The 21126-nt window shown below is 69.6% G+C and carries 23 protein-coding genes; 8 read left to right on the top strand and 15 right to left on the bottom strand.

Translation table 11 applies throughout. The features are described from left to right. The first annotated feature begins 1 nt into the window (after position 1). On the top strand, positions 2–700 hold the full coding sequence (locus tag U4Z31_RS06410; protein ID WP_124646469.1) for an RES family NAD+ phosphorylase: 699 nt from the start codon (positions 2–4) through the stop codon (positions 698–700). 98 nt (positions 701–798) lie between these two features. Here U4Z31_RS06410 and U4Z31_RS06415 read toward each other — a convergent pair whose 3' ends face one another. Further along, positions 799–1524: a metallophosphoesterase gene (locus U4Z31_RS06415; protein WP_321809768.1), complete on the bottom strand. Its 726-nt coding sequence runs from the start codon at positions 1522–1524 to the stop codon at positions 799–801. A 136-nt stretch (positions 1525–1660) separates the two neighbouring features. On the opposite strand from U4Z31_RS06415, the gene U4Z31_RS06420 reads away from it, so the two are divergent. Next, on the top strand, positions 1661–2314 hold the full coding sequence (locus tag U4Z31_RS06420) for a DUF1345 domain-containing protein (RefSeq protein WP_044846584.1): 654 nt from the start codon (positions 1661–1663) through the stop codon (positions 2312–2314). A gap of 214 nt (positions 2315–2528) precedes the next feature. Here the strand turns inward: U4Z31_RS06420 and U4Z31_RS06430 are convergent, their stop codons facing one another. After that, positions 2529–3239, bottom strand: a complete 711-nt coding sequence (locus U4Z31_RS06430) for a class I SAM-dependent methyltransferase (RefSeq protein WP_321809769.1) — start codon at positions 3237–3239, stop codon at positions 2529–2531. 300 nt (positions 3240–3539) lie between these two features. Here U4Z31_RS06430 and U4Z31_RS06435 point away from each other — a divergent pair, with 300 nt between their 5' ends. Then, entirely contained in the window at positions 3540–5189 is a 1650-nt protein-coding gene (locus tag U4Z31_RS06435) for a DUF3459 domain-containing protein (protein ID WP_321809770.1), read from the top strand. A 37-nt stretch (positions 5190–5226) separates the two neighbouring features. On the opposite strand, the gene U4Z31_RS06440 is transcribed toward U4Z31_RS06435, so the two are convergent. The 5 genes from U4Z31_RS06440 to U4Z31_RS06460 form a co-directional block, all read right to left on the bottom strand. Then, positions 5227–5811: a thiamine phosphate synthase gene (locus U4Z31_RS06440; protein WP_321809771.1), complete on the bottom strand. Its 585-nt coding sequence runs from the start codon at positions 5809–5811 to the stop codon at positions 5227–5229. A gap of 22 nt (positions 5812–5833) precedes the next feature. Then, positions 5834–7174: a hemolysin family protein gene (locus U4Z31_RS06445; RefSeq protein ID WP_321799888.1), complete on the bottom strand. Its 1341-nt coding sequence runs from the start codon at positions 7172–7174 to the stop codon at positions 5834–5836. Between the two features lie 76 nt (positions 7175–7250). Then, entirely contained in the window at positions 7251–8030 is a 780-nt protein-coding gene (locus tag U4Z31_RS06450; protein ID WP_044846580.1) for a sensor histidine kinase, read from the bottom strand. 67 nt (positions 8031–8097) lie between these two features. After that, entirely contained in the window at positions 8098–9021 is a 924-nt protein-coding gene (locus U4Z31_RS06455) for a DMT family transporter (protein WP_124921418.1), read from the bottom strand. A 41-nt stretch (positions 9022–9062) separates the two neighbouring features. Next, positions 9063–9920 carry a LysR family transcriptional regulator gene (locus tag U4Z31_RS06460; protein ID WP_321809772.1) on the bottom strand — a complete coding sequence of 286 codons (858 nt, stop codon included), beginning with the start codon at positions 9918–9920 and terminating at the stop codon, positions 9063–9065. 109 nt (positions 9921–10029) lie between these two features. Between U4Z31_RS06460 and U4Z31_RS06465 the strand changes: the two genes are divergently transcribed. The 3 genes from U4Z31_RS06465 to U4Z31_RS06475 all read left to right on the top strand — a co-directional run bounded on the left by U4Z31_RS06465 (position 10030) and on the right by U4Z31_RS06475 (position 13078). Then, positions 10030–10413 carry a tautomerase family protein gene (locus U4Z31_RS06465; RefSeq protein WP_321809773.1) on the top strand — a complete coding sequence of 128 codons (384 nt, stop codon included), beginning with the start codon at positions 10030–10032 and terminating at the stop codon, positions 10411–10413. Positions 10414–10552: 139 nt separating this feature from the next. After that, the gene (locus U4Z31_RS06470; RefSeq protein WP_321809774.1) at positions 10553–12184 is read left to right on the top strand and encodes a CHAD domain-containing protein; all 1632 of its coding nucleotides are present in this window, start codon (positions 10553–10555) and stop codon (positions 12182–12184) included. A gap of 48 nt (positions 12185–12232) precedes the next feature. Further along, positions 12233–13078 (top strand): TOBE domain-containing protein, encoded by an 846-nt coding sequence (locus tag U4Z31_RS06475; RefSeq protein ID WP_124486439.1) that lies wholly within the window; start codon positions 12233–12235, stop codon positions 13076–13078. Positions 13079–13260: 182 nt separating this feature from the next. On the opposite strand, the gene U4Z31_RS06480 is transcribed toward U4Z31_RS06475, so the two are convergent. The 4 genes from U4Z31_RS06480 to U4Z31_RS06495 all read right to left on the bottom strand — a co-directional run bounded on the left by U4Z31_RS06480 (position 13261) and on the right by U4Z31_RS06495 (position 16389). Further along, complete coding sequence (locus tag U4Z31_RS06480) at positions 13261–13962, bottom strand: sulfate/molybdate ABC transporter ATP-binding protein (RefSeq protein WP_321809775.1); 702 nt, start codon at positions 13960–13962, stop codon at positions 13261–13263. Between the two features lie 106 nt (positions 13963–14068). Next, positions 14069–14746: a molybdate ABC transporter permease subunit gene (gene modB, locus U4Z31_RS06485; RefSeq protein ID WP_124921428.1), complete on the bottom strand. Its 678-nt coding sequence runs from the start codon at positions 14744–14746 to the stop codon at positions 14069–14071. A gap of 10 nt (positions 14747–14756) precedes the next feature. Further along, positions 14757–15554 carry a molybdate ABC transporter substrate-binding protein gene (modA, locus tag U4Z31_RS06490; RefSeq protein ID WP_321809776.1) on the bottom strand — a complete coding sequence of 266 codons (798 nt, stop codon included), beginning with the start codon at positions 15552–15554 and terminating at the stop codon, positions 14757–14759. 136 nt (positions 15555–15690) lie between these two features. Further along, positions 15691–16389 (bottom strand): phosphatase PAP2 family protein, encoded by a 699-nt coding sequence (locus U4Z31_RS06495; protein ID WP_321809777.1) that lies wholly within the window; start codon positions 16387–16389, stop codon positions 15691–15693. A 248-nt stretch (positions 16390–16637) separates the two neighbouring features. Between U4Z31_RS06495 and U4Z31_RS06500 the strand changes: the two genes are divergently transcribed. Together U4Z31_RS06500 and U4Z31_RS06505 are read left to right on the top strand one after the other, a co-directional pair. After that, entirely contained in the window at positions 16638–17732 is a 1095-nt protein-coding gene (locus U4Z31_RS06500; protein WP_124486435.1) for a PHB depolymerase family esterase, read from the top strand. Positions 17733–17828: 96 nt separating this feature from the next. Continuing rightward, positions 17829–18005: a DUF3563 family protein gene (locus tag U4Z31_RS06505; protein ID WP_006753395.1), complete on the top strand. Its 177-nt coding sequence runs from the start codon at positions 17829–17831 to the stop codon at positions 18003–18005. Positions 18006–18113: 108 nt separating this feature from the next. On the opposite strand, the gene U4Z31_RS06510 is transcribed toward U4Z31_RS06505, so the two are convergent. The 4 genes from U4Z31_RS06510 to U4Z31_RS06525 form a co-directional block, all read right to left on the bottom strand. Beyond that, positions 18114–18533 carry an organic hydroperoxide resistance protein gene (locus U4Z31_RS06510; RefSeq protein ID WP_040139352.1) on the bottom strand — a complete coding sequence of 140 codons (420 nt, stop codon included), beginning with the start codon at positions 18531–18533 and terminating at the stop codon, positions 18114–18116. Between the two features lie 153 nt (positions 18534–18686). Beyond that, on the bottom strand, positions 18687–19139 hold the full coding sequence (locus tag U4Z31_RS06515; RefSeq protein ID WP_044845259.1) for a MarR family winged helix-turn-helix transcriptional regulator: 453 nt from the start codon (positions 19137–19139) through the stop codon (positions 18687–18689). A 157-nt stretch (positions 19140–19296) separates the two neighbouring features. Next, on the bottom strand, positions 19297–20106 hold the full coding sequence (locus tag U4Z31_RS06520) for a BPSS1780 family membrane protein (protein WP_044845260.1): 810 nt from the start codon (positions 20104–20106) through the stop codon (positions 19297–19299). Continuing rightward, positions 20097–21095, bottom strand: coding sequence for a homoserine kinase (locus U4Z31_RS06525; protein ID WP_321809778.1), 999 nt, complete (start codon positions 21093–21095; stop codon positions 20097–20099). The genes U4Z31_RS06520 and U4Z31_RS06525 overlap by 10 nt, the downstream gene beginning before the upstream one ends. Between the last annotated feature and the right edge of the window lie 31 nt (positions 21096–21126).

Consider the following 21126-nt stretch of genomic DNA (forward strand, 5'->3'; position numbering starts at 1 on the left):
GATGCCGATCGAAGCAGTACAGCACTGGCCCATGACCGTCGTCGACTGGGCACCTGCCTATCGCGTGATTCCCACTCGTTTTCCAGCCATCAACCTGTTCGACCGCGTCGCGTCCGCCGAGGATTTCGATGCGCTCTATGCGCTCGAATCGCTGACCAACGATCGCATCCGCAACGAAGTCGGCACGCTCGAGCTCGTGCCGCCGGCGGAGCGTCGCTACGGCCCGGGCTGGGGGCCGATCATGGCCGCGTTCACGCATCTGAATCCGCAGGGCAGCCGCTTTTCGGACGGCAGCTACGGCGTGTTCTACTGCGGGCGGTCGCGCGATACGGCGATCGCCGAAACGCGCTATCACAGCGGGCTGTTCCTGGCCGCGACGAAGGAGGCGCCGATGCGTCAGCAGATGCGGCTCTACACGGTGTATGCGCAGGGCGACGTCGCCGACGTGCGCACGTGGCCGCAGCGCAGCCCGGCGCTGCTCGATCCGCTCGATTACGGCGCGGGGCAGGCACTCGGCCGCGCGGTGCGCGACGCGGGCGGCGCGGGGATCGTCTATCCGTCGGTGCGCGACCCGCGCGGCGAGTGCCTCGCGGCGTTTCGCACGACGCTGCTGCGCGATTGCCATCACGCTGCGTATCTCGAATACAACTGGAACGGATCCGCGATCGATGCGGTGTTCGAGCTGAACCAGGTGGGTTAGCGCAGTGCTCGCGCACGCAAACGCGCGCGTGAGCGTGAGTCCGCCGAGCGTTGCCGGCCCGCGGCCTGCGCAGGCCCGTTATCGGCGTGAACGTGGGCCTAAGGCAGCGGCAGGTCGCCCGCATGACGCGCGCGCGCGTCGGCCTGCGTCAGCGACCACGTGTCGCCCGTGCGCGGCTCGACGATCGTCAGGCGTCCCGACGGTGCGAACGCGCCGGTGTCGATGAACCATTGCGCGCCGATGCGCTGCGGCGCACGCACCGGCGTGTGGCCGGTGCAGGTCAGCGACAGGCCGGCCTGCCGGGCCGGGTCGACGAGCCCCTGGACCAGGTCGCGCCCCCAGATCAGCCGCTCGCGCACGTCGGGCGAATAGCTGCCCGCGTCGAGTTCGGCGTCCGGACCGAGGAATTCCGCATGCAGCACGTTGAAGCGCGCGGGGCCCTCGCCGATCACGCGTACGAGCGGCAGCGCGTCGACGCGCGCCGCGTGCGCGTGCAGCCGTTCCGGCGGGAGGTCGGCGCCCCAGTCGCCGCCGATCCCGCGCCACGCATCGTGCGACAGCTTGCCGCGCGCGACGAGGCTCAGCACTTCTTCGTGATTGCCGCGCACAACGTGGCACCACGGGCGGTCGAGCAGCTCGAGCGCGGTTTCGGACGCGGGGCCTCGGTCGACGAGATCGCCGACCGAGAACAGCCGGTCGCGAGCCGGATCGAAGCCGATGTCGTGCAGCAGCGCGCGCAGCACATCCACGCAGCCGTGCAGATCACCGACGACGAAGTCGCGGCCGGCCGCGTTCGCGGGATGGTGGCAGAGGACGGGAGTCATCCCGATATCTTAGGCGCTCACGCCAGTCGCAACGTCATGCAGGAATGGCGATAATCGGGGCGGTACCCGCCGGCGCTGCCCGGCGGGCCGTTCGCACGCGGGCCGAACCCTTTCCATCCGCTTTCGGAATCACACGATGACGCTTTATCCGCAGGTATTACGCAACCGGCCGCGCATGGTCGCCGCTTTCGCCGCGGGCGTGCTGTGCGCGCTGCTGCTGCCGTTGCAGTTGAGGCCGACCGCGCGTGCGCTGATCGGCTGGGATTGCACGGTCTGGCTGTATCTCGTGCTGATGTGGGGGCGCATGGTCACCGCACATCACCATCAGGTGCGCGAGATCGCGATCCGCGAGGACGAGAACGCGACGACCGTGCTGACGGTGATCTGCATCGCGACGGTCGCGAGCGTCGCCGCGATCGCGATCGAGCTCGCCACCGCGAAGAACGTCGGCTTTCGTGCCGGGCTCGGCCACTACGCGGTCACGGGCGCGACGCTGTTCGGCGCATGGTTCCTGATCCCGACGATCTTCACGCTGCACTATGCGCGGCTCTATTACGGCTCGCCGAGCAGCGATCGCGCGCTGCGGTTTCCCGACCGCAACCCCGAGCCCGACTACTGGGATTTCCTGTATTTCGCCTTTACGCTCGCGGTCGCGTCGCAGACGGCCGACGTGTCGCTCGCGAATCGCGCCGCGCGTCGCGCGGTGCTCGCGCAGTCGATCCTGTCGTTCTACTTCAACATGGCCGTGCTCGGGCTGTCGATCAACGTCGCGGCAGGGTTGCTGAGCTGACGCGGATGACTTGAGCCGTTCTTACCGATCGCCGCGCTCGAGCGCGGCGGTCGGCGGCCCGCGCGTGGCTCGCTATCGAGACAGCGAGCGATCGGCGGATGCGTGCCGCCGTCGCCACGCGCCATCGCGGCTTCGAGCGGAAAGCGCGTCCGGATGGTGGCCGCGCTGACGCTGCGGCTCGCCGCCTCGCCCCGACTCACGCCGCCTCATGCCGTCACGCGCCGCGCCGCACCGCGATCCACGCGCCCCAGAACAGGCTCGAGAAAAAGCGCAGCGGCGCATCGAAGCCCGCATCGTGCAGCAACGCGAAGACGGCTTCCTCGGCAGCGGGCGGATCGGCGCCCTGCAGGATTTTCGCCAGCTGCGCACGCACGGCGTCGGGCGTCGCGCCCTTCATCCGCCAGCGCTGCTGCCACGCGTCGAGCAGGCGAGGGTGCTCCGCATAGCGGCGATAGTTGGCCGCGATCACGAGCGGTGCACCGGGCTTCAGGCGGCGCGCGATCGCATCCAGCAGCGCGGCCTTCGCCGCATCGCCGGGGACGTGATGCAGCACGCCGATCAGCGTCGCGCCGTCGAACGCCGGCGCATCGGGCAGCGCGTCGACGCCGGCCTCGACGAATTGCGTGCGGGCGGCGAACCCCGCCGCTTCGACGTTGGCACGCGCGAGCGCGAGCATCGGCGCGGACGGATCGACGGCCGTGAACTGCCAGTCCGGTTCGAGCGCCGCGGGCACGCAGATTTCCTGCCCCGTGCCGCCTGCGCCCACGACGAGGAGCCGCGCATCGCGTACACCGATCGCCGACGCGAGCATGCACGCGGCGAGTTCGTGGCACGCGTCGTAGCCGGCGAGCGCGATGCGGGATTGTTCGGCGTATTCGTGCGCGCGTGCCGGATCGAACTTCGCGGCGCTGGCGGGGAGCGACATGGAGATTCCTCGAATTCGGGCGCGGGCGGGGTGCCCACGCGCATCGCACCGAGCGTAAGCGCGGGGCCGCGGCGCAACAAGGCGAGCGACCATTCCGGTATGCGGACTACCCGATTCGGCGCGCATCGCGCGCAATCGATGCCGGGGTCGATTCGCATTTAAAAATGTGAGGATTCGATGCGTCGCGATCGTGAAAGCGGCGCATACTTTTCTTCCCCCCAGCCTGGCCGTCGCATGCCGGGCCCGATGCGCCGCGCGGATCGCGCGGCCATGCCGCTCGGCACGCACGAGGAGCGCATCATGTCAGATTGTCCGCACGATCCGTATGCGCAGCACTACATACACTGCCTGCCGTCCGGCGCGCAGCCCTGCGGTGCGCTCGGCACGTCGCCGCGCACGCATTTCCGCGTGTGGGCGCCGGGCAGCACGCATGTTCAGCTCGAACTCGATACCGGCTCCGGCCCGACGCTCGTCCCGATGACGGCGGCCGGTCCGCACTGGTTCGAAGTGTTCGTCGAATGCGGTGCGGGCGCGCGTTACCGTTACCGGCTCGACGATGTCGTGTCGATTCCCGATCCCGCGTCGCGTTCGCAACCGGACGGGCTCAACGGCCCGAGCGAGGTCGTCGATCCGCGCGCGTTCACATGGCGCAACACGTTCTGGCGCGGCCGCCCGTGGGAAGACATCGCGCTGTACGCGATTCGTCCGCACGCGGTGGGCGGCTTCGACGGCGTGCGCCGCCGGTTGCCGCAGCTCGCGCGCCTCGGCGTGACCGCGCTGGAGTTGCTCGCGTCGCCGCACGACAGCCTGCCGTTCGCGCCGCTCGCGTCCGAGGGCGGTCCCGACGCGTTGAAGGCATTGATCGACGCCGCGCACGGCTACGGTCTCGCGGTGCTGCTGGAACTCGATTACGCGCGCTTCGGCAGCGGCACCGACGCACTGCGCCATTACGCGGTGCCGTTCTTCCATACGCGCGACGATCCGCTGCAGGCGGCGCCGCTTGCGCTCGACCATCCGGAAGTCTGCGACTTCTTCTGCGACAACGCGCTGTACTGGATCGACGAATACCGTTGCGACGGCCTGCGGTTGCGCGAGGCCGACCGGATCGGCACGTCGTGGCTGCGCGAGATCGCCGACCGCGTGCGCGCGGCCGTGCCGGCCGACCGGATGATCCACCTCGTGCTCGGCAGCGAGCGTCATCCGGTGCACCTGGCCGATACGCATTTCGATGCGCAGTGGAACGGTTGCGGAGAACGCGCATTGCACCGGCTGACGGGGCGCGACACGTCGGCGCACGAAGGGATTTCGCCCCACCAGTCGATCCACACGCTCGCGCGCGCGCTGACCGCCGCAGGCGCGGCGTTCCAGCCGGCGGCGGCGGGCGACGGCCCGTGCGCCGAAGGGCTGTCGCTCACGTCGCTGGTGCTGTCCGACGGCGCGTGGCGCGACAGCGAACAGCGCGACAGCGAGCAGGCGGCGGGCCTCGCGGCGCTTGCGTTGTCGCTGCTCACGCCGCAGATCCCGCTGATCTTCGACGAAACCGCGCGCGATGTCGATCGCGCGCATTTCGTGCAGTCGGCGCTCGCGGTGCGCGCGAAGCTGATCGCGCCGCGGCTGTCCGATTGCCGGCCGCAGGACGCGCATGCGTTGAAGGCGAGCGGTGACGGCGATGCCGACGCGCTGCTCGCGTCATGGCGGCTCGCCGACGACGAGACGCTGACCATCGCGTTGAACCTGTCGCCCGACGCGGTGCCGTTCGATGCGCCGAGCGGGCAGGTCGTGTTCGAGACGCCGGCACGCGCACGCGACCGGGTCGACGAAGGAGAGTTGCCGCCGTATTCGCTCGTCGCGTGGCTGACGGGCGACGTCAACCAGTACGCGCTGACGCACGACGTGCGTCGGATCGACGACCGCGCATGGCGCGCGATGCGTCCCGTTCCGCACGCGTGATGCCCGGAGGGTCGGGCGCTGGCGCGCCCGGCCGCCCTTACCAGAAACCGCGAATGCCCGCGACGCCGTACGCGCCGTGGCGGCGCGCGTCGTCGAGATGCGCGCGCGTCATGCCGCCGAGCGCATAGACCGGCATCGCGGCCTGCGCGGCCAGCGCAGCGAATTGCGTCCAGCCGAGCGTCGGCGCGCCGGGATGGCTCAGCGTCGGCAACACGGGCGACAGCGTGACGAAATCCACGCCCGCACGCGCGGCCAGCACGAGATCGTCGGCCGCATGGCAGGCGGCCGACATGCGACGAGCGGCCGGCAGCGGCCGTTGCGCGACGGCGCGCAGCGCGGCGCCGTCGAGATGCCAGCCCGCGCCGTCGAGCCGCATCACGCCGGCCGCGTCGATCGGCCCGTTGAGCATCAGTTGCGCGCCGGCCGCGTCGCAGCGCGCGAGCGCATCGGCGGCCAGCCGCGCGAACGCGGCCGCGTCGAACGACTTCACGCGCAGCTGCACGAGCGTTTCGCCGCGCGCGAGCACGGCCGACAGCGTGTCGAGGAATGCGCGGCAATCGGCGGCCGACGCGGACGCCGGCTCCGGCGTGATCACGCAGCAGCGCGGCAGCGTCGGCGTCATCGCGCGCGGCCCGCGGCGGCCGTCATTCGTCGGCCTCCTTCGCGATCTTCGGATAGACGCGCACCAGCACGATGCGCGGACCGTTCATCTTCTTCACGACCACGTCGAAGCGATCGAACGACACGCGCTGCCCTTCGGTCGGCAGATCGCTGAGCGCGTGAATCACCAGGCCGCCGACCGATTCCGCACGCCCTTCGTCGATGTCGATGCCGAGCGCCTGCTCGAGCGACACGACGGGCAGGCTGCCCTTGCCCATCAGCGTGCCGTCGTCGAGGCGGCTCCAGTCCGCGTCGCCCTGGCGGAACTCGTCGTGGATCTGGCCGACCAGCGCACCGAGCAGGTTGTCGAGCGTCAGGAAGCCGATCGGCTTCTCGCCCTTGTTGCCGACCAGCGCGAAGTGCGGCGCGCCCTTGCGGAAGCGGCGGAACAGCTCCAGCGCCGGCGTGTCGGGCTTCACGTACTGCACCGGGCGCACGTAGTCGGACAGGTCTTCGAGCGCCGCCCCGGCGTGACGCGCGAGCAGCAGGTCCTTCAGGTGGATCAGCCCGCTCACCTGTTCGCGCGACGCATTCTCGAACAGCGGATAGCGGCTGAAGCGGTGCCGCGCGACGATTTCCATGTTGTCGGGCAGCGGCAGGTCGCGGCGCAGGCCGATCATTTCATGCGCCGGCCGCATCAGGTCCGACACCGTCATCGACGAGAAATCGAGTGAGTGCGCAAGCGTGTTCCACTCGTCGTTGGTGTACGTGCCGCGCGCCGGCTGGGCCGCGTTGCCCGCGCTGCGGCGGCTGCGCAGGATCAGCTTCAGCTCGTCGGTCGAGTAGTGCGCATCGCCGCCATGGTCGGCCGACAGGCCCGCGAGCTTCAGCACCGCGTTCGCGCTGGTGTTGAGCACCCAGATCGCCGGATACATCGCCCAGTAGAACGCGTAGAGCGGCAGCGCGACCCACAGGCCGACCTTCTCCGACTGGCGGATCGCCATCGATTTCGGCGCGAGCTCGCCGACCACGATGTGCAGGAACGAGATCAGCGAGAACGCGAACACGAGCGAAATCAGGTGCACGATGCGCTCGGACTGCACGCCGATCAGGTCGAGCAGCGGGCCGATCAGTTCCGCGAACGCCGGTTCGCCGACCCAGCCGAGGCCGAGCGACGCGAGCGTGATGCCGAGCTGGCAGGCGGACAGATACGCGTCGAGCCGGCCGTGCACGATCGCGAGGATGCGCCCGCGCAGGCCGTGCTTGCGGGCAAGTGTCTTGACGCGCGTCGCGCGCAGTTTGACGAGGCCGAATTCGGCTGCGACGAAAAACCCGTTGAGGGCCACCAGGAACAACGCGCCGATGAGCGCGAAGATCTGTAACAAAGAATCGCTCCAGTCATGACAGGCCCAACAGTATAGGGCCGGAAAGGGGAATGTAATGTGTCGGGCGGCCGATGGCTTACACCGGCGCCTCGCAGGGGACGGTGAGCGACAGGGTGACGGCGGCGCCGTCGGCGAACGGGGCGTGGGTGAACGAGCCGCCGTGCGCGAGCGCGACACGCTGGCACAGCGCGAGCGCCGCTGCGACGCGCTTCGCGTCGCGCGGGTGCAGCATCTCGCGGCGCGCGAACGGTTCGAATGCATGCGGCAGCGCCGGATCGGCGAGGGCGGCGGCGTTCACGTCGCAGGCGACGTGCGCGACGTACTGCGCGCCGTCACGCGCGCACGTGAACGTCACGCGGCTGCCGGCGGCGCTGGCTTCGACGGCCGTCGTCAGCATCGTCCAGAGCGCCTGCGCGATGCGCTCGCGGTCGGCGGTCAGCGACGGCTCGCCGTCGGGCAGCGTCGCGTCGACGCTCACCTGTCGTGCGTCGGCGAGTGCGCAGCGCACCAGTGCGAGCGTGTCGTCGAGCAGCGGGCGCAGCGCGAACGGCTGCGTGGCGATCGCCAGGGTGCGTGTTGCCGCGCGCGGTGCGTCGAGCACGTCGTCGATCAGCGCGACCTGCTGGTCGATCCCCGCGCGGATGCCCGCGAGCGCGCGTTGCAGGTTCGGGTCGGCGCTGGCGAGCTGGCGCTCGAGCACGTACGCCCAGCTGTGCATCGCGTTCAGCGGGCTGCGCAGGTCGTGCGAAGCGATGGACAGCGCCTGGTCGCGCTGGAACAGCGCGGCCTCGGCGGCATAGTGCGCTGCGCGTTCGCGCAGCAGGTCGGCGGCGGGATCGACGGGAGTGGACGTCACGGGGCTGGCCTGTCGGAAGCGGTTGGCATGAAAAGCACGCGAACCGCCATTATAGGGATCGTGCGTGTCACGCCGGCAGCGCGTCCTCGTCCTTTTTCCGTGCGTCGCCGTTCGGCAGCAACTGGCAGGCGAGCAGGCCGGCGAGCATCAGCGCGCAGCCGACCAGCGCGCGTAGCGTCAGCGTCTCGCCGAGCGCGGCCCAGCCGGCGATGGCCGCGAACACCCCCTCCATGCTGAAGATCACGGCCGCGTGCGCCGGCGCCGCATCGCGCTGCGCGACGACCTGCAGCGTATAGCCGACGCCGACCGACAGCAGCCCGCCGTACAGCAGCGTCGGCAGCGCGCGCTTCAGCATCGCGAGGTTGACCGGCTCGATCGCGAGGCCGGCCGCGAGGCACAGCACGCCGCACGCGACGAATTGCAGGAACGCGAGCACGAGCGGATCGTGCCGCTTCGCGAAATGGCCGACGGTCATCACGTGCGCGGCGATGACCACGGCGCCCGCGAGCTGGAACCAGTCGCCGTAGAGCACCGAGAAATGCTCGTCGATGCTGAGGAAGTACAGGCCGAGCGCCGCGAGCAGCGCGCCGAACCACGTGCCGGCGCCGATCCGGTGGCGGACGAACACGCCCATCAGCGGCACGATCACGACGTACAGCGAGCTGATGAAGCCCGCGTTCGCGACCCGCGTGTACTGCAGGCCGACCTGCTGCAGCGAGATCGACACGGCGAGCAGCACGCCGAGCGCGAGGCCCGGCGCGAGCAGGGCCGGCTCGCGGCGAATCGCCGCGAACTGCGCGCGCGAGCCTGCGTTGACCATCAGCAGCGGGAGCAGCACCAGCGCGCCGAGCAGGAAGCGCAGCCCCGTGAACAGGAACGGCCCGATCACGTCGAGGCTCAGTCGTTGCGCGACGAACGCCGAGCCCCAGATCGCGGCGGCGGCGAGCATCAGCAGGTTGGCACGGAGGTGCTTGCGGGCGTCGGGTTTCATCGGCATTCGTCAGGGGATTGCGGGCAGCGGAACCGCGTAGTTTACGCCGAGATTGCAAGGCTGTCGGAAAACCTGCGAAGTGCGGCCGCCGCGCGGGCGTCGCGCACGCGTGAATACAGCACGACCTGCGAATGCGGCAGCGGCGGCAGGCCGAATTTCGTGCCGACGTCGACCAGCGTGCGCGGCGCGACCCGCCGGGCCAGCGGGCAGACCGCGAGCCCGGCCGCGGCGGCGGCCGCGACCGCCGCGACGCCGCCGCCCGTAAAGCGCTCGCGCCACGGCCGCCCCGCATGCTCGAGCGCACGCAGCGCGGCGGCCCGCACGCCGCACGGCCCGGCCAGCACCGCGAGCGGCAGCGGCTCGCCCGCGCGCGGCGCCCAGTCGGGCGCGGCGAGCCATGCGAGCGGTTCGGTGAACAGCAGCGTGCCGTCGTCGCGCGGCGGATCCTCGCCCGGTTCGTGCCGCACGATCGCCGCGTCGAGCCGCCGTTCGTCGTATTGCGCGAGCAGGCTCGCCGACATGCCCAGATGCATTTCCAGCGACAGCCCGGGATCCTGCCGGTGCAGGCTCGTCAGGACGGCCGGCAGGTCGGGCACCGCGACATGCTCGCTGACCCCGAGCGACAGGCGGTGCGTGCCGGCCGAAATCGCGCCGAGCGCCTGGTCGTGCGCGTCGAGCAGCGCGCGGGCGGCCGGCAGGAAGTTCTCGCCGTCCGCCGCCAGCTTGACGACGCGCGGCGTGCGTGCGAGCAGCGGCTTGCCCAGGTGCGCTTCGAGCCGCTTCAGCTTCAGGCTGACGGCCGATTGCGTGGTGCCGAGCGCGTCGGCGGCGCGCGTGAAGCTCGCGAGATCGGCGACCAGCACGAATGCGCGCACCGCATCGAGGTCGAGGACTTTCATTGCAAATGTAAATGAATGAAATATCGGATGATGACTGTTCATTATAGTTCTGCGCGCCTAACCTGACCTTGCGTTTCCGATTCTCAACGTCACCGAAAGGAGCAGGACCATGCCATTCACCCGTATCGCCGTGCGCGAAGGCAAACCGGCCGCCTACCGTGCGGCGCTCGTCGACGGCGTGCACCGCGCGCTGATGCAGACGTTCAACGTGCCCGAGGACGACATCTTCATGGTCGTGACCGAGCATTCGGCCGAGAACTTCTTCTTCGGCCGCCACTACCTCGACATCGAACGCAGCGACGATCTGGTGATGGTCCAGATCACGGCGAACAACACGCGTACGCTCGAGCAGAAGCAGGCGCTGTACCGGACCATCGCCGAGAATCTCGCGCGGCAGCCCGGCGTGCGGCCGCAGGACGTCTTCATCAGTCTCGTCGAAGTGCTGAAGGAGGACTGGTCGTTCGGCAACGGCATCGCGCAATACGCCGTCTGATACGTCGTTTGATGCGTGACACGGGCGACAGGGCCAGATCGTCGCCAGCGCATATTGGCCGCGTGTACTATGGAAGCTGCTTCACGGACTACGCCGGCACGGAGGACGTGCCGGCGATTCTTCATGTGCAGGAGCCTCCATGTCGCGTGTGCTGGAAATCGTGTTGTGCCTGTCGCTGGAAGGTTGGCCGGTCAGGGCCGGAAGCCGGGCCCGTGGTGAGCAGCGCGACTTCGGCGCCGAACTCGTCCGTGCGTGGCGGATCTGTCCGCAGGTGCGGATGCGGCGCGGCCAGGAACGCGTGACGATCGAGCCATGCCAGGTCGAGGAAGCCGAGCCGAGCCCCGGCGAGTGCTGGTGGACGTGGATCGAGTCGAACGCGCACGGCCGGCGGGTCGTCGCGTCGCGTACGAAGGCATTCGCGCCCGGCGTCGTGGAGCGCGAACTGTTCGATGCCGAACACGCGGGCATCGCGGTGGCCACGCCCGCATCGGCGCCGATCGCCGATGCGGATGCGCCGCAGGCGACCGGCGAGGGCGACCGCGTGACGCCCGACGCCGTTGCCGAAGCGGCGCTCGCCGCATCGTCCGGGCCGGCGCCGCTGCGGCTCGTCAGCGAGCGGCGGCGCGGGCGCTGGGCGGACGACAGCGGCGTGGTGGTCGAGATGACGCTCGACGACATCATTCTGCACCGTGGCACCGAACCACCGCGCCGCCAGGTCGAGCTGCGCCTCGCGGCGCCCGACTGGGAAACCGTCGCCGCGCGCACGGCCGCGCTGCGCGCGCTGTTCGCCGCCGCGCGCGAGCTCAGCGGCGCATGGCCCGCGTTCGTGCAGCTCACCAGCGTGATCGATCGCGCGTGCGCGGGCGAGCCCGCCGTCGCTCGGCCGGTCAAGGCGCAACTCGTCGACCTGACCGGCATCCGCACGCAGCGGGCCGCGCTGTTCGCGCTGTCCGGCGACATCGCCGCGCAATGGCTCGGCAACGAGGGCGGCGTGCTCGATCGCGACGATCCCGAGTTCGTGCACCAGATGCGCGTCGCGCTGCGCCGGCTGCGCACGCTGATGCGCTTCTTTCCACGCTTCGCGGACGAGCAATGGAAGAACACGTTCGGCGCCGACTTGCGCTGGGTCGCGTCGCTGCTCGGCACGGTGCGCGACTGGGACGTGTTCTCGACCGAAAGCCTGCCCGCGCTGATCGCGGCCGACGGCGGCAGCGCCGACTGGGACGGCACGCTCGACGCCGCGCGCGTCCAGGCGACGGGGGCACGCGTCGAACTGCGCCAGGCGTTGCATTCGGCGCGCTATGCGCGCCTGACGCTCGGCTGGCTCGAATGGCTGAGCGCGCTCGCGCTGCCGCCGGCCGCCGGCGACGACGACACGCCGTCGCTGCGGCGCCACGCGACCAAGCGCGTGCGGCGGCTGTTCGGTCACCTGTATGCATCGCCGTCGCTCACGTCGCTCGACACGGCCGCGCGGCACCAGGTGCGGATCGACGCGAAGCGGCTGCGCTACGCGCTCGAGTTCTTCGCGTCGCTGGCCTCGCGCCGCACGCGCAACGAAACGGTCAAGACGCTCGCGCGCGTGCAGAGCGTGCTCGGCGAGGCGAACGACACGATCGTCGCGCTGCATCATCTCGAGCAACTGGCGGCGCCCGCGTACCAGCTCGGTTTCGTGCGTGGCTACGGTGCGGCGCTCGAGCAACGCGCGGCGCGCGACGCCGAGGCGCTGCTCGCGAGCCTGCGCCCGCCGAAGCTCGACGGCAAGCCACGTTGAGCGGCGCGCGCTCACTATAATGGCCACCCGTTTTCTTCCGACAGACCGATGAGCGACGCATCGCCTCCTTCCTCTTCCGCCGGGCCGCTCGAACTGGGCGGCGAACTGTGGCTGCGCGCGGGCGAGCAGACGCTCGGCGGCGCCACCCGCATCGCGCTGCTCGCGGCGATCGGCGACACCGGGTCGATCACGCGCGCGGCAAAGGCCGTCGGGCTCAGCTACAAGGCCGCGTGGGAGGCGATCGATACGATGAACAACCTGGCCGGCGAGCCGCTCGTGACGCGCTCGACGGGCGGCAAGGGCGGCGGCGGCACGACGCTGACGCCGCGCGCGACGTCGCTGATCGCCGCGTTCCGCACGATCGAGCGCGAGCATCGCCGCTTCATCGACGCCGCGAGCGCGGCGGTGTCCGGCTTCGACGTCGACTGGGCGCTGATCGGCCGGATCGGGATGAAGACGAGCGCGCGCAACCAGTGGTTCGGCAAGGTCGAGTCGATCGTGCGCGGCACGGTGAACGACGAGGTGACGCTCGTGCTGCCGGGCGGGCAGGCGATCGTCGCGGTGCTGACGCACGAAAGCGCCGACGCGCTCGGCCTGCAGCCGGGCGCGGATGCGTGCGCGCTCGTGAAGGCGTCGTGGGTCGTGCTGGCGGTCGACGACGACGGCGGAGCCGACGCGACCTTGAAGGTGTCCGCACGCAACCAGTTGCACGGGACGGTCGAAACGGTCACGGCGGGCGCGGTGAACAGCGAGGTGACGCTGGCGCTCGACGGTGGCGGGACGCTCACGGCCGTGGTCACGAACGACAGTGTCGGCGCGTTGCAACTCGACGCCGGCCGGCGTGCGATCGCGCTGTTCAAGGCATCGAGCGTGATTCTCGCGGTGACGGGCTGATCGCACGACGGCGGCGCGCGCCGTCCCTGTCGATGACCGTGGGCGGACGCGGCGAAACCGGCGCCGCCCGACATGCAGGAGGCGCCGGTTTCGATCCCCTTTTCAGCTCGTTCCAGCTTGTGCCGCACGTGCGGCTTCTCTCAGGCTCCAACGTGGCCACATGGGCCACCGCCTTCGCGCGATCACGTGACGCGCGTCGGCCACTCGGCGTGCGGCGTTGCGGCCTGCACGCGTCCTTCGCTCAATTGCACGACCTGGTCGCCGAACGCGGCGACGTCGTCGGGATCGTGCGAGATGAGCACCATCGGGATATCGAGCCGCGCCTGCAGTTCGGCGAGTTCGTGGCGCATGCGCTGGCGCAGCGCGCCGTCGAGCGCCGCGAACGGCTCGTCGAGCAGCAGGATGTTCGGCTGCGCGACCAGCGCGCGGGCAAGCGCGACGCGCTGTTTCTGCCCGCCCGACAACTGCGACGGGAATTGCCCGGCGAGCGTGTCGAGTTCGAACGCCTGCAGCCAGTACGCGACTTCGGGCGGCACCGCCTTCGCACGCGGGTTGCGCAGGCCCGGCGTGAGCCCGAACGCGATGTTCTGGCGCACGTTGAGGTGAGGAAACAGCGCGTAGTCCTGGAACAGATACGCGACGCGGCGCGCACGGGTCGGCACGTCGACGCCGCGCGCGGAATCGAACAGCGTTTCGCCGTTCAGCGTGATCGTGCCTTCGTCGGGTGACAGCAAGCCGGCGATCGCCTGCAGCGTCATGCTCTTGCCGGCGCCGGACGGCCCGAACAGCACGACGCGCTGCGTGCCGGCCGTGAACGACACGTCGAGCGTGAAGCGGCGCTCGGCGTTCGCGTAGGTCTTGCGGATATCGACGGCGACGCTCATGCGGGCCTCCGTCGTGCCGCGCCGTGCGTGCGCGAAACCGCCCGCGCGACGGGACGGCGTGTTGCCGCGACCGGTGCGGCGCAGCGGTACGGATGCGGCCGGCGCGTCATGTCGGCTGGCTCCGTCCGGCACGCGACGGCACGAGCCAGCCGGTCGCGAGCAGCACGAGCACGCAGGTGATCGACGTCACCAGCACGAGGAAATTGGCCGTGCTGTCGTCGCCGGCCTGCACCGCCGCATAGATCGCGACCGACAGCGTCTGCGTGCGGCCGGGCAGGTTGCCCGCGATCATCAGCGTCGCGCCGAATTCGCCGAGCGCGCGCGCGAAGGCAAGCAGCGCGCCGGCCAGGATGCCGCGCGTGGCGAGCGGCAGCGTCACGCGGAAGAACACCGCGGCTTCGCCGAGCCCGAGCGTGCGCGCCGCGCGCTCGAGATGCGGGTCGACGCTTTCGAACGCGGCGCGCGCCGATTTCAGGATCAGCGGAAACGCGACGACCATCGACGCGATCACCGCGCCCTGCCACGTGAAGACGAGTTCGATGCCGAGCGTGTCGAGCCACGCGCCGAACACGCCGTGCCGGCCGAGCAGCACGAGCAGGTAATAGCCGAGCACCGTCGGCGGCAGCACGAGCGGCAGCGTCAGCAGCGAATCGACCACGTCGCGCAGCGGCGAGCGCCAGCGCGCGAGCACGAAGGCGGCGGCGACGCCGAGCACGATGTCGAGCGCGGTCGCCCAGCCGGCCACCTTCAGCGACAACAGCAGCGGTACCCAGGCGTCCTGCATCATGCTGCGCTCACTTGCCCGCGGGCTTGAAACCGAAGGTCGCCAGCACGGCCTGGCCCTGCGGCGACGCGACGAAGTCGATGAACGACTGCGCCTGCGCGGCATGGCGGCTGTCCTTGACCACCGCGATCGGATAGGTGATGGCCGTCTGCGTCGGCACGGTCAGCGCGACCTTCACGCGGCCCGGCATGATCGCCGCGTCGGTGCCGAACACGAAGCCCGCGTCGACTTCGCCGCGCGCGACGTAATCGAGGCTCTGGCGCACGTTGGCGGCCAGCACGCCCTTCGCGCTGACGGCGTCCCACACGCCTGCCGCGCGCAGCGCGCCTTCGGTGTAGCGGCCGACCGGCACCGACGCCGGGTCGCCGTACGCGATGCGCTTCACGCCGGGTGCCGTCAGGTCGTTCAGCGACGTCGGCGCGGCCGCACGGCTGTCCGCCGGCACGATCAGCACGAGCGAGTTCGCCGCGAAATCGCGGCGTGTGCCCGGCACGATGACCTTTTCGCTGACCGCGCGATCCATCGCCTTCTGGTCGGCCGAGGCGAACACGTCGGCCGGTGCGCCCTTGGCGATCTGCTGCATCAGCACGTCCGACGCGCCGAAGTTGAACAGCACCTTGGTGTCCGGATGTTGCTTCTGGAACGCATCGCCGACGGCCTTGAACGCGTTCGTCAGGCTCGCGGCCGCCGACACGACCAGCTCGTCGGCAGCGCAAGCCGGCGCGCTGAACGCGATGCCCGCGGCAAGCGCGGCGAGCGGCAGCAGGCGGAGCAGGGTGCGGCGAAGCGGGCGGACGGTCGAGCGCATGGTCGGGGCGTTTGAGTGGTTGGAAACCGTAATCGTAATATAGGGCGGGTTATAACGCTCGACATACCGCTAATGCGACGGCGCGCATGACGATCTTCAGACTTGAAAGGCGACCGGATGACGTGCGTGCGGCCCGTCACGCGTGCAGCAGCGGCTGCGACGAATCGGTGCGCTGCAGCGACGACGGCTGCGATGCCGGCCGGTAGTTCGGATTCGCTTTCCAGCGGGCGCGGACGAACGGCCGCTCGTGCCCCGACAGCTCCAGCGCGACCCTGGTGACCCAGCGGTGCGACGGCACCGTGATGCCGTGCAGTGCGACGGTGACGAGCGCGAGGCTCGCGACGACCGCCGCCACCGACCAGCGGTGCGGCACCGCGTGCCACGAGCCGGCGATGAACGCCAGCGCGGCGATCGCGCCGACGATGCAGCCGGTGATCGATTCGGACGGCGAATGCGCGTCAAGCGCGACGCGCGACACGCCGACCGCGATGCCGGCCGCGAGGCCGAGCGCGATGCCGGCGATCCGCACCGGCGTGCGCGTGCGGATCAGCGCGAGGAAGATCGCGACGGGATAGACCGACGTCGACAGCATCGCGTGGCCGCTGAATCCCGTGAAGTCCCACGCGCGGATGCCGATGCCCCAGCCGAGGAAGGCGATCTTCGTGAGCGCGACGACCCCGATCGCGGCCGCGAGCACGCCGAGCCACGCGGCCGCGCGCTGCCACGAGTAGCCGAGCGCGAGCCATACGGCGATCGTGATCGCGAGCGGCAAGGTCAGGCTGGCGCCACCGAACGCGGTGATCGTGATCCACAGGTGAGAGGGCAGGTCGAACATCGGGAGGGGAACGAGCAGGGGCGGGACGAATGCTTAAATCAACGCGCGAGCCGGGAAGAACGACTACAACGGATACAAGCGGCCAAACCCCAGTATAGCGCCGCGTGTGTTCGAGGCCCGTTTTTTGCGCCGAGGGGAACTCTCCGCACGCAGGAAAAATCCCAGAAACAATGTTATGGTGCATTGCACAAAGTCGAATGATGCACCCCGTGTCGTATCCCTATTTTTCCTGACTGCGAGCCCGATTGATGACCAAAAGTCTGACGAAGGTATGGCTAGGCGGCATGAAACGAATGCTGTCTCCGGCCGCCAAACGCGCGGCGCGCGAGGCCCAGCGGATCGCGCGCGATACGCTCGAGGCCGCCGCATCGCCCGCCGCAACCGATCTGTCCCCGCCACGTGAGTCGCGCGTGCGGCCGCGCGCGGCCGCCTGGGCGGCCGGCGAGTGGACGCGCGGCGAGCATCCGATGGCGCCCGCGCTGGGCCGCCTGGTCCAGCAGCTCGCCTACGGCCTGTACGTTCCGCCTGGCCGGCGGCGCGGCGCGATACCGCTGGTCGTGATGCTGCACGGCTGCCAGCAATCGGTCGACGAGTTCGCGCAGGGCACCCGGATGAACCTGCTGGCCGACAAGTACGGTTTCGCGGTGCTGTATCCGGAGCAGTCGCTGCGGGCGCATGCGCACGGCTGCTGGCACTGGTATGAAGACACCGACCGCGCGGGCCGCGGCGAGGCGGATGCGGTCGCGTCGCTCGTCGATGCGCTCGTCGACGAGCACGGCTTCGATGCATCGCGCGTGTATGTCGCCGGGCTGTCGGCCGGCGCGGGCCTGGCGGCGCTGCTCGCGCTGCATCACCCGGACCGCTTCGCGGCAGTCGCGCTGCATTCGGGCCCCGCGCTCGGCGAGGCGAATTCCGGGATCAGCGCGATGGACGTGATGCGGCGCGGCCTGCGGCAGAACCCGGCTGCGGTGGTCGACACGCTGGTCGACACCGGGGCCTATCCGGGCATGCCCGTGCTGATCGTGCAGGGCGACGGCGACCATGTCGTCGCACCGAAGAATGCGGACCAGCTGACGGTGCAGTTCATGCGCCTGAACGGGCTCGCGGACAGCCGCGGCGCACTGCGCGGCGGCGAGCGGGTGGAGACGCGCGAGGCCGGCGCGCAGATCACCGACGTGCGTCGCGACGGCGAGTCGATCGTGCGGCTCTGTCACGTGAAAGGGCTCGATCATGCATGGTCGGGCGGCGACGAGGCGGTGCCGTTTCACGCGGCGGTCGGCCCCGATGCGAGCGCAATGATCTGGACCTTTTTCGAAGAGAATCGCCGCACTGTGGCGACCTGACGACGCACCTTCCGATCGACGCTGGCCAAAGTCTAGGGTTTTCCCTATAATTCGGGAAAACCCTAGTCAAAGAACCTCTGGATTGCGAGATCGACCATGTACCTGCTGAGCCACCTCTTCCTGATGCTGACCAAGAACGCTGAAAAGGCCGCGAAAGAGCGCGCCGACGCGTACCTTTCCGAAGCAACCGACATCTACGATCTCGAATTCCGCATGCGCAAGATCGATCGCGAAGCGGCGATGAACCGTCCGTTCTCGTTCGGCTCGCGTTAAGCAGCGCAGCGCGGGCCGGCATGTCAGCCGGTCCGGCGAATCACGCAAAAGGGCGTGTGCGGCAAGCAGCCGCACACGCCCTTTTTGCATTCGACGTCGTGCGTCGCGTCAGACGACCGTCAGGCGCACCGGCACGTTGTTGCGGGTCGCGTTCGAGTACGGGCACACGTGGTGCGCCTTGTCGACCAGCGCCTGCGCATCGGCCTTGTCGAGCCCCGGCAGCGACACGCGCAGTTCGATGTCGAGCCCGAAGCCGCCTGCGTCGTTCGGGCCGATGCCCACTTCCGCGGTCACTTGCGTGTCGGCCGGCAGCGTCTGCTTGTTCTGGCCCGCGACGAATTTCATCGCGCTGAGGAAACAGGCCGAGTAACCTGCGGCAAACAGCTGTTCCGGGTTCGTGCCCTCCGCGCCCGTGCCGCCGAGTTCGCGCGGCGCGGCCAGCTTCACTTCCAGCCTGTTGTCGGCGGATACCGCGCGGCCGTCGCGGCCGCCCGTGCTCGTGGCGCTGGTCTTGTACAGAATGTTCATGGTGCAGCTCCTGTCGGAAGAATGGGAGGAAGCGGTCCGGTCGGACGGGTGTCGCCGGCCACGAGGAAAATATAGAACACAAATGATTTGTGTGCAAATGAAATTTTGAAGAAAAGGCCCGGCAGTGCCGGGCCGTTTGCGGCCGCGGGTTCGTCAGCCTTCGTTGGCGGCCGACAGCGCGTGGCGCAACTGCTGGAGATCCGCGCGCAGCCTGACCAGGAACTCGGGCGTTTGCTGCATCGCGCAAAAGAGATCGGCGGGCACCGAGCGCGCCTTGTCCTTCAGCGCGCGGCCTTCCGTCGTCAAGCGCACGTTGACGATGCGCTCGTCGGTGACGCTGCGCACGCGTTCGACGTAGCCGAGCGCCTCGAGCCGCTTCAGCAGCGGCGTGACGGTGGCAGGATCGAGGTCGAGGCGGGCGGCGATGTCCTTTACGGCGATGTCGTCGCGCTCCCACAGCACGAGCATCGCCAGATATTGGGGATAGGTCAGCGACAGCTTGTCGAGCAGCGGTTTGTACGCCTTCGTCATCGCATGCGATGTCGAGTAGAGCGCGAAGCACAGTTGCTCGTCGAGCGTCTGGGGCAGCGGGGGCAGGCGGTCCATGATTCGGGCGGCGCGGCGGACGCGCTAACGATTTGTACGCAAATTATTTTGCGCGCAAAAGATTCGGTTGAACAGGGTGGGGCGTGGCGCGGAGGACCCGCGCCGGGCCGGCCGGGAGTGGGACGGGCGGCCGGCGGCGTGCGCCGGCCGAGCGGCATCAGCGGCCGGTGGTGGGCGTCGCGGCGCCCGGTTCCTGCACGCCGAAGCAGCCGCGATAGGTCGCGTAGAACGAGCAGTACATCATCGTGACGATGAGGATCGTCACCGGCATCATGATCGTCAGCACGTAGGCGCCGGCGCCGAGCGCCTGCAGCAGCAGCGACAGGCCGAACGACGTGCCGAGCGCGACGGCGAACCACAGCAGCCCGTACACGACGAATGCGCCGCGATTGCGCCAGCAGCTGACGATGCTGAAGAACAGCGCCTTGGCCGGCGGAATGTCGTGCCACGCAGTGAGCACCGGCGCGAACCAGAACAGCATCGCGACCGGCGCGTAGAGCAGCGTCGCCAGCAGCAGCGCGCCGAGCGTGCCTTGCGCGGCGAGCGTTTCCGGCGTTGGACTCGCTTCGTTCGTGGCGCCGAGCATCATCTGGAGCAGCCCGCCGCCGTCCACGAGGGACGACGCGGCGAACACCAGCACCATCAGCGCGACATAGACCACGCCGAGCACGAGCAGCCGCTGCGTCGTCGCGGTGCCGTACGAGCGGAAGCCGTCGATGAGGATCGTCGGCATCACCGGCTTGCCGGCCACCGTGTCGCGGCATGCGGCCATGAAGCCGACCGCGATGCCGGGGATGAACAGCAGCGGCAGCGCCGCGCCGATCACCGGCACCATCGACACCAGCGTGATCGCCAGCAGGTACGTAAAAAACAGCGTGATGAACGCGAGCGGGTTCCGGCGGAACAGCCAGATGCCTTGACGGAACCAGACATAGCCCGCTTTCGCGGGCACTTCGATCAGTTGCATGCGGTATGGGTCTCGGGAAGCGCGGGCGTGTGGACGATACGCTCACGCAGGATGCGTTCGAAATGACCGGGATCGTGCGGTTTGAGCATTTCGGCCGCGCGCGGCAGGTAGAAGTCGTACAGGCGCGACACCCAGAAGCGGTACGCGCCCGCGCGCAGCATGTCGCTCCAGTGGCGGCGCTCCTCGGCCGTGAACGGCCGGACCGTCTGGTAGGCGCGCACCAGCGCATCGGCGCGCGCGACGTCGAGCACGCCCGTCGCGAGGTCGACGCACCAGTCGTTGACGGTGACCGCGACGTCGAACAGCCATTTGTCGCAGCCCGCGAAATAGAAATCGAAGAAGCCGCCGAGCCGTACCTCATGACCGGTGCCGGGCGCCGCGTGCGCGAACAGCACGTTGTCGCGGAACAGGTCGCAGTGGCACGGGCCGCCCGGCAGCGCCGCGTAGTCGTCCGACGCGAAGAACGCGGCCTGGTGCGCGAGTTCGTCCTCGAGCAGCGTGCGCTGCGCGTCGGAAACGAACGGGACGATCGCCGGCACGTTCTCCTGCCACCACGGCAGGCTGCGCAGGTTCGGCTGGTGACGCGCATAGTCGCGCCCCGCGAGGTGCAGGCGCGCGAGCATCTGCCCGACCTCGATGCAGTGTTCGACCCCCGGCGCGAGTTCGGCGGCGCCGTCGAGCTTCGTGACGATCGCCGCCGGCTTGCCGTGCAGCTCGCCGAACAGTGCGCCGTCGTCGCGCGGGACCGGATCCGGCACCGGCACGCCGTGGCTCGCCAGATGGCGCATCAGGTCGAGGTAGAACGGCAGCTGTTCCGCCGTCAGCTTTTCGAAGATCGTCAGGACGTACTCGCCGCGCGTCGTCGTCAGGAAGAAGTTGCTGTTCTCGATGCCGGACGGAATGCCGCGGAACGCCAGCACGTCGCCCAGTTCGTAGTGGCGCATCCATTGCGCGAGATCGGAGTCGGAAACAGCGGTGAAAACGGCCATGCGAGATGCGTCTGGTCAGTTGTCGGCACGC

Source organism: Burkholderia sp. BCC1985, assembly GCF_905339915.1.
In the GTDB taxonomy this organism is placed as follows: Bacteria; Pseudomonadota; Gammaproteobacteria; order Burkholderiales; family Burkholderiaceae; genus Burkholderia.